This window comes from Eubacteriales bacterium mix99 (assembly GCA_038396605.1).
Classification (GTDB): Bacteria; Bacillota; Clostridia; order Caldicoprobacterales; family DTU083; genus UBA4874.
In genome coordinates, this window is record CP121690.1 from 2,021,229 (window position 1) to 2,034,187 (window position 12,959).

The window sequence follows — 12,959 nt, forward strand, 5'->3', positions numbered from 1 at the left end:
AATTACATGACAGGATATAAACGAAAAACCAGTGCTGATGTGGTTTTTGACATCGTTAACGTGCTGTTGCTCCTGATAATAACCATACTGTGTCTTTATCCGGTATGGCATGTTGTTATGGCTTCCTTCAGCAATCCAACCAGGCTTTCTACTCACAGAGGGGTACTTTTCGCTCCGCTTGCTCCTTCCACATTGGAAGGATACAAAGTACTGCTGAAGGATTCCAAGATCCTCACGAGTTATCGCAATACCCTGGTGTATGTGGGCCTTGGAACGCTTTTCAATATGGCATTCACAATTCTGGGGGCCTATACGCTTTCAAGAAAAAGTCTGTATTGGAAAAAAGCCCTTATGGTTATCATTACGATCACCATGTTTTTCAGCGGCGGCCTGATTCCGTGGTTTTTGCTGGTGAAAAACATCGGGCTTTACAACAACCTGTGGGCCATGATTCTTCCAACGGCACTGAACACCTGGAATATGATTGTATTGCGCACCGGTTTTGAGAGCGTTCCGCAGGATTTGGAAGAAGCAGCTGAAATTGATGGAGCCTCACAGGCATATATATTATTCAAAATCATAGTGCCATTGTCCAAGCCTGTTTTGGCGGTAATCCTGCTTTACTACTTTGTAGGCAACTGGAATTCCTGGTTCAATCCAATGATTCTGCTGAAAGACCGCGAGCGTTTTCCACTGCAACTGGTGATAAAGGAAATTCTTGTGCAAAATGACACTGCCGGCGGTGCCACCAGCGGCGGTACACAAATTGTTGTTTCCAGCGTACAGGGCACCACAGCATACAGGGAACTGATCAAGTACTGCACGATTGTTATTTCCACTCTGCCTGTTTTATGCATTTATCCGTTCCTCCAGAAATACTTTACAAAAGGTGTTTTTGTGGGATCTTTGAAAGGATGACGGAAAATGGGGTGAAAGATTGCAAAATTGTGTTAAGATATTGATGATTCTATTGTTCACAGGTTTTCTGTTTATGACTATAACACAGGCTAAAATGGAAAAATTTTGGATTCATGCGGTAAGCAGAAAGAGCATAGGATAGAATATGGAGAGGGCCGTTTCAGTCAGGATGGTTTGTTTATATGTATCATAGAGCGGATCCGGGGGAAAAGTCCGTGGGAATTGTACCATGGAAATGAGTGGGAGTGAGTGAATGAAAGTATGTCATAGGGAGGATACGGTCTATATTGAGCTGGAAGGGGATATTTCCTTCAGCAACGCACAGGAAATCCGAAAAACCATTATAGATAATCTATTGCCTGCAGACCGGAAGGCTGTCGTCAATTTGTCCAGAGTGGATTTTATGGACAGCTCAGGCCTTGGCTTATTCATAACATTGCTGAAAAGGATGAAAGGACGGGGTGGAAAGTTGATTCTGGAATATCCCCAGCTGGGGATACAGAAATTTCTGGAGATTACCCGCATGGATGAGCTGATGGAGATTCGCAAGGCAGAGGAGTCGAAAACCGGAGACTGGCCGGAGGCCAAAAAATAAGCGGTGAAACAACTGCTTATTTTTTTTGCCCTTTTTACTTTTTTATTGACTTTCCGGGCTTCCCTGTATATCATGTAACCAGATAGTTACTTATGGGAGGGGTTGGATTGACAGCAGCGAGAATCAGGGATTCTGTCCGGACCAGAAAAAACATCCTCCATTCGGCAGAACTGGAATTTGCAGAAAAAGGGTTTTATGGAGCCCGGGTGGATCGGATTGCGGAACGGGCAGACATCAACAAGCGAATGATTTACGAATATTTTGGCGGAAAGGAGAAGCTGTACCGCACCGTATTGGTTCATGTGTATGGCAGGCTTGGGGAGCAGGAGGTGGGACTGCTGACACAGGATATGGGCTGCATTGAGGCGATGGAGAAGCTGATTCGGCTGCATTTTGAATTTCTTCAGGGGAACCCCACCTATGTGAGATTGATTCTCTGGGAAAACCTGAATCAGGGAAAACATTTTCAAAAAAACGATTTCAGGGACGCCCGGGACCCATCTTTGATACAAATCCGAAAAGTCATCCGGAAAGGAAAGGCGGAAGGCGTCTTCCGGGAATCGGTGGAGGAAGACCAGTTCCTGCTGTCTCTCATCACCTTCAGTTTCCCTTATTTTTCAAATCGTTATACCCTTTCCAAACTGCTGGGGATGTCGATGGACAAAGCGGAAGATCTGAACAAAAGAGTGAATCACGTTACTGAAATCCTGCTGTCGTATTTATGCAGGGAGGATTACAGGAAAAAGAAACCATCAAACAAAAACGGGAGGTAAAATTTCATGTGGAAGGAAGAGACATTGAACGAGTTCCTGACGACTCCTTCAGAAAAGCTGCTGGAGGATGTTTCAAAAATCAAAGGCGACATTATGATCCTGGGAGCCGGGGGAAAGATGGGGCCTACCCTGAGTCTTCTGGCGAAAAAAGCAGTGGAAAAGGCGGGCAGAGGACAAAAAATTCTTGCAGTATCACGGTTTACGGATCCCCTCGCCACGAAGCTGTTGAATGACAACGGGGTGGAAACGATTGCCGTGGATCTGCTGGAGCAGGGAGCGCTGGACTCCCTGCCGGATGCAGAAAATGTGATTTACATGGCAGGCAGAAAATTTGGTACAGCAGGGCAGGAGTCCCGAACCTGGGCAATGAATGTCTGGCTGCCGGCCCTGGTGGCGGAACGATACCGACATTCCAATATTGTTGTTTTTTCATCAGGAAATATTTATCCCATGCTGCCTGTCTGGTCCGGCGGGGCAACGGAAGAGACGTCTCCCATGCCAAACGGGGAGTATTCCATGTCCTGCCTGGGAAGGGAAAGGGTATTTGAATATGGTTCCCTGAAGTATCACACCCCTGTATTTTTTTATCGCCTGAACTTTTCAATTGATCTTCGGTATGGCGTACTCTGTGATATTGCATCCGATATCATGGCAGGCCAGCCGGTATCCGTGAACATGCCGTGCTTTAACTGCATCTGGCAGGGGGATGCCAACGAAATGGCCCTGCGTGCCCTGCTTCATACCGCAAGCCCGGCAGAGCGGATGAACATTACCGGTCCGGAAACGGTTTCCGTACGGTTTGCTGCCACGGAGCTGGGAAAGCTGCTTCATAAGCAAGTACGGTTTGAAGGGGAGGAATCGGACAGTGCATTTCTGAATAACTCTTCGAAAGCAATGAAAACCTTTGGGTATCCGTCGGTTTCCCTGCGGACCATGCTGCAGTGGCAGGCAGAATGGACTCTGTCCGGCGGGCGTACCTTGAATAAGCCGACTCATTTTGAGGAAAGAAAGGGGAAATACTGATGACAATTCGACAGGATGCCCTGAAACGTTTTCGGGAAGGCACGGTGATCCCGGCTCATCCCCTTGCACTGAATCCGGACAGGAAGCTGGATGAACGGCGACAGCGGGCTCTTTCCCGATATTATCTGGATGCCGGGGCGGGAGGCCTGGCGGTGGCGGTGCATACAACGCAGTTTGCCATTCGGGATCCCCGGATTGGATTGCTGGAGCCGGTGCTGAAGATCGCATCAGAAGAAATGGATGCCTGTGAAGGGAAAACCGGGAAAGGGATATTCCGGGTGGCGGGCGTCTGCGGGCCTGTGGATCAGGCCGTAAGCGAGGCGGAGCTGGCACAGAAGCTTGGGTATGATGCTGCATTGCTGAGCCCCGGAGGACTGGCGCAGCTGAGTGAGAACGATTTGATCCGGCGCACGGAGGAAGTGGCTTCCGTGCTCCCGGTTGTGGGTTTTTATCTTCAGCCTTCGGTAGGCGGCAGGATTTTTTCCTATGATTATTGGCAGAGACTCTGCGATATTCCCGGCGTGATCGGCATCAAATGCGCCTCCTTCAATCGATACCAGACCATTGACGTGGTACGTGCCGTGGCCTTGTCAGACCGCAGGGAGGACATTGCCCTGTATACGGGAAATGACGATCACATTGTCATGGATCTGCTTACCGAATATCGGTTCTGCAGGGGCGGGAAGGAATACAAACAGAGATTTACAGGGGGACTGCTGGGCCATTGGGCAGTGTGGACCCATACGGCAGTGAAAATTTTTCAACGGCTGAAGGAAGCAGGAAAAAAGGATGCCATTCCCGCAGAGCTTCTGACGCTTGCTGCGCAGGTAACCGACGCCAATGCCGCTTTCTTTGATACGGCCAACGAATTCAAAGGCTGTATTGCCGGAGTTCATGAAGTGCTTCGGCGGCAGGGCCTGATGAAAGGCATCTGGTGCCTGGATGCGGAGGAAACCCTTTCCCCGGGTCAGTCGGAGGAAATTGACCGGGTGATGCGCATGTATCCTCACCTGAATGACGATGAATTTGTAAGGGAAAATTTAAAGAAGTGGCTGGAACGATCGTAATATCCTTCTCCTTATGATCCGCATTCTGCTGTTTTTGTCATTTACCTGTCATCATGCACTTATTTCATGGATATGGAATAACATATAGATGTAGATATCGCATTGGATCATAGGAAGGAGTGCATTGTATGGCGTACGAAGATTATCAGGAGCAGCCGGAGGGACAGGATTCCGTGCAGACACGGTTTCCCGCCCAGCCAAACTGTCAACTGGCAAGAGCTTACGTGCTGGATCAGCCGTATGCGAGAGTCCTTTCACCGGAGGAAGCCCTTCATCAGGGCACTCTTTTTGAGGATCTGGTCATGCCGTATATGATGAGATGTCAGGAGGGATTGCAATGATGGATCAAAAACAGGCGCTTCTTAATAAAATCCGGGCATATGAATTTGCTGCAGTGGAATTAAACCTGTTTCTTGACAGTCATCCCGACAATCAAAGAGCTTTGAACGATTTTAATGCCTATGCCGGGCAAATAGCCGCATTGAAGCAGGAATATGAGAGAATGTACGGCCCTCTCATTAATTTTGGCTTTGGTTCCGGCAGCAGGTGTCCATGGCAGTGGATCAATGACCCATGGCCCTGGGACATAAATTGAGGGATAGGAGGTATGATGTATGTGGTTATATGAGAAAAAACTGGAGTATCCGGTCAGGATCAAAAACCCGGACCCAAGAATGGCCAGCTGTGTAATCAGCCAGTATGGTGGTCCTGACGGAGAATTGTCAGCATCCCTGCGATATCTTAACCAACGATATCATATGCCGATCCCGGAGGCCAGCGCTATGTTGAATGATATCGGAACAGAAGAACTTGCCCACTTTGAAATGGTGGGTTCGATGGTTCACCAATTGATGAAAGACGCACCCGCGGATGAGTTCAAGGATTCCGGATTGGGTCCGTGGTATGCGGATCATGAGCGTTCCAACTGGCCCGCTACCGGCACAGGGGTACCTTTTACCGCAGCCTATTTTGCGTCAAAGGGAGATCCCATTGCGGACCTGACAGAGGATTTGGCAGCCGAGCAGAAAGCAAGGGCAACCTACGAAAATTTGCTGGATATGGCGGATGATCCGGATGTCATTGATCCTCTCCGCTGGCTGAGGGAGAGGGAAATTGTCCACTACCAGCGCTTCGGCGAAATTCTGAATAAGCTGTATGAGGAGCAGGACAGGAAAAAGTACTATTAATTCAGGAGGCACGATAAATGGCCCGTTTTTACGGGCCATTGTTATTTTTCAGACTTTTTTGCCGATAACTATTATTAATGCCATTGAAGGGGCTTTGCCGGACCATTCAGATGATTGGAGTCTTTGCTGAGTGAGACGGGACAAATCCGTTTATAATATGTAAAGAACGAAAGTTGGTCAGGTTTTCGATATTCTGAAAGAAGGAGCGGATGGATTGGACAAACATATCGTAGCGGATATTCTGAATGAAATTGGCTTTTATCTGGAATGGAAAGGGGAAAGCCCGTTTAAAACCCGTGCTTATGAAAATGGAGCCAGAGCCGTGGAGTCCCTGGACGAGGATCTGGAAACCCTGATTCAGGAAAACAGACTGGGCAATGTCCGGGGCATTGGAAAGGCTTTGGAACAAAAAATAAGCGAATTGGTGACAACAGGGCATTTAAAATATTATGAAGACCTGAAAGCAGAGTTTCCATCCGGCTTGTTCGAGCTTCTGAAGATTCCGGGTCTGGGCGCCAAAAAAGTCCGTGCCCTTTATGACACACTTGGGATTACCACCATCGGGGAGCTGGAATATGCATGTCGGGAAAATCGTCTGGTGGGTCTGCCCGGGTTTGGGGAAAAAACGCAGCAAAATATTCTGAAAGGGATTGCCCATGTCCGTACCGGAGCCGACCGATATTTGCTTTCCGAAGCCGGTGTAATGGCTTATTCCATCCTGAAAAAGGGTAGGAACTGTCCGCAGATCCAGTCGATACAGATTGCAGGGAGTCTGCGCAGAAGCCGGGAGACGGTAAAGGATATTGATATATTGGCTTCTTCGGACCGGCCGAAGGATGTCATGGAGTATTTTGTATCCCTGCCGGATGTGGCGGATGTTACCGGACAGGGGGAGACCAAAACCAGTGTCCGCCTGCAGGGAGGAATTGCCATGGATTTGCGGGTGGTATCTCCGGAACAATATCCCTATGCCCTTCAGCACTTTACGGGAAGCAGGGAGCATAACACCAGGCTGCGGCATCTGGCAAAGTCCATGGGCCTGAAAATGAATGAATATGGTCTGTTCCGCGGAGAAGATGGACAAAGGGTTTCCTGTGCAGACGAAGAAGAGATATACCAGGCCCTGGGGATGCCCTATATTCCTCCTGAATTACGGGAGGATACGGGAGAAGTCGAGGCGGCCCTGGAGGACAGGCTGCCAAAGCTGGTGGAGAGCGGGGATCTTCAGGGAATCTTTCATATGCACAGCCGGTACAGTGACGGCAGTGATACCCTGATGGCTCTTGCAGAGGAGACGCGCAGACAGGGATATCACTATATGGGGATATCGGATCACAGCCGTTCTGCCTATTATGCCCGGGGCCTGAAGGAAGAGGATGTTATCCGGCAGCAGGAAGAGATCGATAAGCTCAATGCAGGATGGGACGATTTCCATATCTTCAGGGGAATCGAATCTGATATTCTTCCGGATGGATCCTTGGATTACCCGGATGATTTTATTGATTGCTTTGACTTTGTGATTGCATCGGTTCATTCAAATTTTCGCATGGACAGGAGCAGCATGACCAATCGGATCCTGAAAGCACTGGAGAATCCGCACACCACAATTCTGGGGCATCCGACAGGCAGGCTGCTTCTGTCCCGGGACGGATATGAACTGGAAATGGAACGCATTCTGGAGAAGGCGGCAGAAAAGGAAGTTGTAATCGAGATCAACGCCAATCCCCACCGGCTGGACCTGGACTGGCGCTGGTGCAAAAAAGTGAGGGAAATGGGCATTCGGTTGATAATCAATCCGGACGCTCACAGTGTAGCCGAAATTTCCAATACGGGGTTTGGCACGGCAGTGGCCCGAAAAGGCTGGTGTGAAAGAAAGGACATATTGAATTGCCTGGATACGGCCGGCATGAAGGAATTTCTGAGAAAGCGAAAGCTTGATTATAACCGGAAAATCCTTTGAGGTTTTTCGATGGACCAGGTATGATACAGGCGGGCGGATAAGAAAGGTTCAGCAGAAAGGCAGGGATGAAATATGATCAATGGGAATACAACGGGATTATCCAAACACGATCTATCCCGATTGGAAAGTATAAATGAACGATCAGTGGACAGGGAAGATTATCTTTCCGAGGAACTGATCCGGCTGCTTTGTGAATGGACCGGTCAGATCAATCGGGAGATATCCGTTACTCTGAACCGAAGAGGAGAGATTCTGGACGTTTCCATCGGGGAACACGATCAGGTCTCCCTGCCCGACAAAGGATTGCGGCGAAGTGAGACGCGCCTGAGCGGAACCCGATGCATCCATACCCATCCCGACGGCAGCGGAAGGCTGTCCCGGGTGGATCTGAATTCCCTTCGGCAAATGCGGTTTGATGCCATAACTGCCATAGGGGTCCGGGACGGAGTGTTTTCGGAGAGCTATACGGCTTTTCTGAATCCCCCCGGGGAATCGGAGGAGCCCTGCACGATTTATGGGCCTGTTCCCATGGAGGAGCTTTGCGGTACGGACCTGATGCGGGAGATCCGGAGGCGGGATCCGCTGATTGGCATTCCTGCGGCGATTCGTCCTTCGACGGAGGAAGACGAGCGGGCGGTTCTTATCGGCCTGGATGATCATGGGGAAGGGCTTGCATCGGTCTATGAACTGGAGGAACTGGCAAGGACAGCCGGTGCAGAAGTACTGTACAAAACCACGCAGAACCGGAAGGCACCCGAACCGGGCACTTATATCGGAACGGGAAAAGCGTCTGAACTGGCACTTCTGTGTCAGTCCCGGAATGCCAATCTGGTAATAGCGGACGATGAGCTTTCCGCGGCGCAGATCAAAAATCTCGAGGACATACTGGGGGTGAAGGTAATTGATCGCACCGCACTTATTCTCGATATCTTTTCCAGGCATGCCGTATCCAGGGAAGGTAAGCTGCAGGTGGAACTGGCCCAGCTCAAATATCGTCTTCCAAGGCTGACCGGCATGGGGATTGCTCTTTCCCGGCTGGGCGGAGGCATTGGCACAAGAGGGCCGGGGGAAAAAAAGCTGGAAACCGACCGGCGCCACATTTATAGGCGGATTCATGAAATTGAAACAGAGCTGGAAAAGGTCCGGGCAAGAAGAGGCGCCCTGCGGACAAAGCGCGAAAAGCACAGGATTCCCATTGTTGCCCTGGCCGGCTACACCAATGCCGGAAAGAGCACACTGCTGAATGCCCTGACCGGCAGCGACGTCCTGGTGGAAGATAAGCTGTTTGCCACGCTGGATCCGGTTTCCAGGGGAATCAGCCTGCCGGATGGCCGGCGGTTTCTTCTGATTGATACCGTGGGCTTCATTGATAAGCTGCCTCATGATCTGGTGGAGGCTTTTCATTCGACTCTGGAGGAAGTGGTAAAGGCAGACTTGCTGCTGCATATTGTGGATGCAGGTTCGCCGAACCTGATGGATCAAATGGCGGTGGTCCGTCGGGTGCTGAGGAAGCTGGGAGCATCTCAGAAAATCATCACGGTATACAACAAAATGGATACGGTGACGGATCCGGCCATGCTTCCCGTTGAAAAGCCGCAGGCATTCCTTTCCGCCCGCAATGGGGAAGGACTGGAGGAGCTTCTTGCGTTGATCCGGGAAAATCTGCCGGGACAGACCCATCATCTGCAGCTGGTTGTGCCGTATGACCACGGGACCGTCCGATCCCTGCTCCATGAGGAGGGCAATATTCTTGCGGAGGAATTTATGGAAAACGGCGTTCGGATGGAGGTTGAAGTGGATGATGCCCTGTACGGCAGGGTTAAAAATTTTGTAAAAATGGTTTAATCGATACCGGGCTGGGGTAATATAGATTTATGTGTGTTGCGAGTAACAAGAGACAGTTTTCTGGTGGGAACTTCAACATGACAATATGAGGAGGAATTATTTTGAAAGCACATGTGGATCCGGATTTGTGCATCAGCTGCGGGCTGTGCATCAGCACCTGCGGGGATGTATTTCACTGGGGGGATGACGAGAAGGCTGAAGCCATAGAAGAGGATGTTCCGACGGAACTGGAGGACTCGGTCCGGGAGGCCATCGAAAGTTGTCCTACGGAAGCCATCGGGGAAGTTTGAGCAAGCCTGCAAAATGCGCGGAGGATGAGGTAGTCCAGAGAATATGGAAAAGCGCAGGTTTCGCAGCAGAAAAGAAGGAGAGGGAATGCCGTTTTCGACATTTCCTCTCCTTTTCCGGGTGCAAACTATATTTTGTACTTTGGGTTGATTCCTCTTACCGCCTGCAGCGGTAGACGGCATTTGTTAAAAAGCCGTTTTTTCCTCCAGCCAGCCGATCAATTCGTTGGTGGAAAGGCGGATCTGTTCCATGGTGTCGCGATCCCTTATGGTTACGGTATCATCCTCCAGTGTGTCAAAGTCCACGGTGATGCAGAAGGGAGTGCCAATCTCATCTTCCCTGCGGTACCGCTTTCCAATGCTGCCGATTTCATCATAGTCCACATTGAGTTTTCCGGCCAGTTTTCTGGTAAGAGCTTCTGTGGGTTTCCGAAGTTTTTTGGTGAGCGGCAGGATGGCTGCCTGATAAGGCGCCAGGGCGGGATGAAGCTTCATTACGACGCGCTTGTCTCCGTTGTCCAGCGTCTCTTCTGTATAGCTTTCGCTCAGGAAAGCAAGGGCAACCCGGTCTGCCCCGAGGGAAGGCTCAATGCAGTAAGGAACGTATTGCTCGTTGGTGGCGGGATCCAGATAGTTCAGATTTTCCCCGGAGTATTTTGCGTGCTGCTTCAGGTCATAATCCGTACGGTTGGCAATTCCCCATAGTTCTCCCCAGCCAAAAGGAAACCGGTACTCAATATCCGTTGTTGCCTTGCTGTAGTGGGATAGTTCCTCTTTTTCATGATCCCTCAGCCGGATATGTTCCCCGGACAGTCCAAGATCGAGAAGCCAGTTTTTACAGAATTCCTTCCAGTAATGAAACCATTCCATATCGTCTCCCGGTTTGCAGAAAAACTCCATCTCCATTTGTTCAAATTCCCTGGTTCGGAAGGTAAAATTCCCGGGGGTAATCTCATTCCGGAATGCCTTGCCAATCTGTCCGATCCCAAATGGGATCTTTTTTCTGGAAGAACGCAGCACGTTCTTGAAGTTTACGAAGATGCCCTGAGCAGTTTCCGGCCGGAGGTACAGTTCCGACCGGGAATCTTCCGTTACTCCCTGCCAGGTTTTGAACATCATGTTGAACTGACGGATGGAAGTAAAGTTGGACTTGCCGCATTCCGGGCAGATAACATGGTTTTCCCGGATATACTCCTCCATCCTTGTATTGGACCATCCGTCCGCCGTACCGTCGGACACCCCTTTTTTTATCATATCCTCTTCAATTAACTGGTCTGCACGGAACCGTGCCTTGCACTCCCTGCAGTCCATCAGCGGATCATTGAAGTTTCCCACATGACCGGATGCCACCCAGGTCTTTGGATTCATCAGCACGGCAGCATCCATGCCGATATTGTACGGGCTTTCCTGTATGAATTTTTTCCACCAGGCCCGTTTCACGTTGTTTTTGAATTCCACTCCAAGCGGGCCATAGTCCCAGCTGTTGGCCAGGCCGCCGTATATTTCCGAGCCGGGGTAAATAAAGCCCCGTCCCCTGCAAAGAGCGATCAGTTTTTCCATCTTGTTTTCCATCGACGTTTGTCTCCTTTCCTGGCAATAAAAAAGCCCTTCTTCCCATAAAGGGACGAAAGACTTGTCTTCCGCGGTTCCACCCTTTTTGATTCCCAGAGGGAATCCTCTTTTTCCTGCAGCTCGGGGATGCCTTCCTATCTGCCTGCCGCCGGGTTTCCACCCCACCCGGTTCTCTGCTGACAAGGGACAGATACTACTCCTTCCCGTCAAAGCTGCTTATCTTCAGACTCATTATTGCTAAATACGAGAGAATTGTCAAGTATAACTTGCCCTTTTTGCAAAGATCATGTACAATATACCTAATAATTTTAAATCATCATCAGGCTGGATTGGACCGGGGCAAATCAGGAACCGATACCTGCCGGTTACTTTATCTGAATACGAATTAGAACGGAGAAGTGGGGAAACATGATTGAAAAGGAATTTATCATTAAGAATGAAACCGGACTGCATGCCAGGTCTGCTGCCATGCTGATCAAGACAGCAGGCAGCTTTATGTCGGATGTCAGCATTATCCGGGACGATAAAACAGGAAATGCTAAAAGCCTTTTGTCTGTATTGGCCCTGGGGATCTTCAAGGGAACCAGGATAAAGATCCAGGTCAGCGGTCCTGATGAAGTCGCAGCTCTTTACAAAATCAGCAAGCTGATAGAAAACAACTTTTCTGAAGAAGAGGAATAAAAAACCCATGAATAAATAGCCGGAAGATCTCACATTTTGGAAATAAATTGAAACAGCCAGGAATTCATACTTTCTCTATAGAATAAATAATAAGTAAAGAACAGATTCTGTAATTGACGGGAGGAGTCCATGCCGTGTGGAAGTCCTGGCACTCAATGACAGGCACCGGTGAAAATCTGATCATACGGCCGGCCTATCCGGAGGATGCCGCAGCATTTCTGGAGACCCTGGAGGAAGTATGTCAGGAAGGGATCTATTTTCTGGAAGATCATGCTGTGCGGTCCGTTCCGGAGCAGGAGAAAATGATACGGCATCTGGATCGCTCCAGGAATCTGATCGCGGTGGCTGTTTTGAATAGCCGGATCGTCGGAGGAATTGCTGTTTTTGCAGGAGGAATGTCTCAAAAGTCCCGAAATTTTTGTACTTTGGGGATTCATGTGATCAAAGAAGCGCGGACTATGGGAATTGGGTCCGCGCTTTTGGCCTACGGAATGGATTGGGCAAAGGAAAGAAATTATCATAAGTTATGTCTCAGTGTATTTTCCACCAATGTCCGTGCGATTTCCCTGTATCGTAAAATGGGTTTTCTTGTGGAAGGCTGCCGGAAGGAACAGTTTTATTTCAGAAATCGATGGGTAGATGAAGTGCTGATGGCCAAATTCCTTCAGAAATGATCTCCATGTGACAAGTCTTTTGTAGGAAACGCATTGTAGAATCAGGTATAAAATGTAAATCCTAGGGAATCATTAAACTAGCTTGTACGAAAGGGTGGGAACATTGCGGACCGGAGATCGCATCAAGGAATATACCATAGAGGCCAACCGAAAACTGAATGGTCCTTATACGGGAACAAAACAGGCGATTCACCTGATTGCCGGAGAAAAGGCCGGAGAATTCATGGTGGCAGGTGACATCGGACTGAGCAGGGAGGAAAAGGCCCTGCTGATCGGTTTTATCGCCGGGGGAATGATGCAGAGCTTTTCCCTTGGCTATGCCGTCGGAAAGGTGGAAGGGGAAACAAGGAAACAAATTCATCTATAGGAAAATTGTA

Annotated in this window: 15 protein-coding genes; 14 read left to right on the forward strand and 1 reads right to left on the reverse strand. The window is 49.4% G+C overall.

Translation table 11 applies throughout. The annotated features are described in order from the left end of the window. The first annotated feature begins 6 nt into the window (after window positions 1-6). The 11 genes from QBE55_08905 (at window position 7) to QBE55_08955 (ending at window position 9,658) form a co-directional block, all read left to right on the forward strand. Window positions 7-918 carry a carbohydrate ABC transporter permease gene (locus tag QBE55_08905; GenBank protein WZL77676.1) on the forward strand — a complete coding sequence of 304 codons (912 nt, stop codon included), beginning with the start codon at window positions 7-9 and terminating at the stop codon, window positions 916-918. Window positions 919-1,171: 253 nt separating this feature from the next. Beyond that, complete coding sequence (locus QBE55_08910; protein WZL77677.1) at window positions 1,172-1,513, forward strand: STAS domain-containing protein; 342 nt, start codon at window positions 1,172-1,174, stop codon at window positions 1,511-1,513. Between the two features lie 107 nt (window positions 1,514-1,620). Continuing rightward, complete coding sequence (locus tag QBE55_08915; protein ID WZL77678.1) at window positions 1,621-2,286, forward strand: TetR/AcrR family transcriptional regulator; 666 nt, start codon at window positions 1,621-1,623, stop codon at window positions 2,284-2,286. 6 nt (window positions 2,287-2,292) lie between these two features. Further along, window positions 2,293-3,309, forward strand: coding sequence for an NAD-dependent epimerase/dehydratase family protein (locus tag QBE55_08920; protein WZL77679.1), 1,017 nt, complete (start codon window positions 2,293-2,295; stop codon window positions 3,307-3,309). Continuing rightward, entirely contained in the window at window positions 3,309-4,376 is a 1,068-nt protein-coding gene (locus QBE55_08925) for a dihydrodipicolinate synthase family protein (GenBank protein ID WZL77680.1), read from the forward strand. Before QBE55_08920 ends, QBE55_08925 begins: the two co-directional genes overlap by 1 nt. 128 nt (window positions 4,377-4,504) lie before the next feature. Further along, the gene (locus QBE55_08930; protein WZL77681.1) at window positions 4,505-4,717 is read left to right on the forward strand and encodes a spore coat associated protein CotJA; all 213 of its coding nucleotides are present in this window, start codon (window positions 4,505-4,507) and stop codon (window positions 4,715-4,717) included. Further along, window positions 4,714-4,971: a spore coat protein CotJB gene (locus tag QBE55_08935; GenBank protein WZL77682.1), complete on the forward strand. Its 258-nt coding sequence runs from the start codon at window positions 4,714-4,716 to the stop codon at window positions 4,969-4,971. Before QBE55_08930 ends, QBE55_08935 begins: the two co-directional genes overlap by 4 nt. Before the next feature lie 19 nt (window positions 4,972-4,990). Continuing rightward, window positions 4,991-5,563, forward strand: a complete 573-nt coding sequence (locus tag QBE55_08940) for a manganese catalase family protein (GenBank protein WZL77683.1) — start codon at window positions 4,991-4,993, stop codon at window positions 5,561-5,563. 214 nt (window positions 5,564-5,777) lie between these two features. Continuing rightward, window positions 5,778-7,523, forward strand: coding sequence for a DNA polymerase/3'-5' exonuclease PolX (gene polX / locus QBE55_08945; protein WZL77684.1), 1,746 nt, complete (start codon window positions 5,778-5,780; stop codon window positions 7,521-7,523). A gap of 72 nt (window positions 7,524-7,595) precedes the next feature. Beyond that, window positions 7,596-9,368: a GTPase HflX gene (gene hflX / locus QBE55_08950; GenBank protein WZL77685.1), complete on the forward strand. Its 1,773-nt coding sequence runs from the start codon at window positions 7,596-7,598 to the stop codon at window positions 9,366-9,368. Window positions 9,369-9,469: 101 nt separating this feature from the next. Beyond that, window positions 9,470-9,658, forward strand: coding sequence for a ferredoxin (locus QBE55_08955; GenBank protein WZL77686.1), 189 nt, complete (start codon window positions 9,470-9,472; stop codon window positions 9,656-9,658). A 183-nt stretch (window positions 9,659-9,841) separates the two neighbouring features. Here the strand turns inward: QBE55_08955 and QBE55_08960 are convergent, their stop codons facing one another. Beyond that, complete coding sequence (locus QBE55_08960) at window positions 9,842-11,227, reverse strand: glycine--tRNA ligase (GenBank protein ID WZL77687.1); 1,386 nt, start codon at window positions 11,225-11,227, stop codon at window positions 9,842-9,844. Between the two features lie 408 nt (window positions 11,228-11,635). On the opposite strand from QBE55_08960, the gene QBE55_08965 reads away from it, so the two are divergent. The 3 genes from QBE55_08965 (at window position 11,636) to QBE55_08975 (ending at window position 12,949) form a co-directional block, all read left to right on the forward strand. Then, the gene (locus QBE55_08965; protein WZL77688.1) at window positions 11,636-11,908 is read left to right on the forward strand and encodes an HPr family phosphocarrier protein; all 273 of its coding nucleotides are present in this window, start codon (window positions 11,636-11,638) and stop codon (window positions 11,906-11,908) included. A 134-nt stretch (window positions 11,909-12,042) separates the two neighbouring features. After that, entirely contained in the window at window positions 12,043-12,582 is a 540-nt protein-coding gene (locus tag QBE55_08970) for a GNAT family protein (protein ID WZL77689.1), read from the forward strand. A gap of 103 nt (window positions 12,583-12,685) precedes the next feature. Continuing rightward, a complete protein-coding gene (locus tag QBE55_08975; protein ID WZL77690.1) occupies window positions 12,686-12,949 on the forward strand; it encodes a hypothetical protein in 264 nt (87 codons plus the stop codon). Window positions 12,950-12,959: the final 10 nt, after the last annotated feature.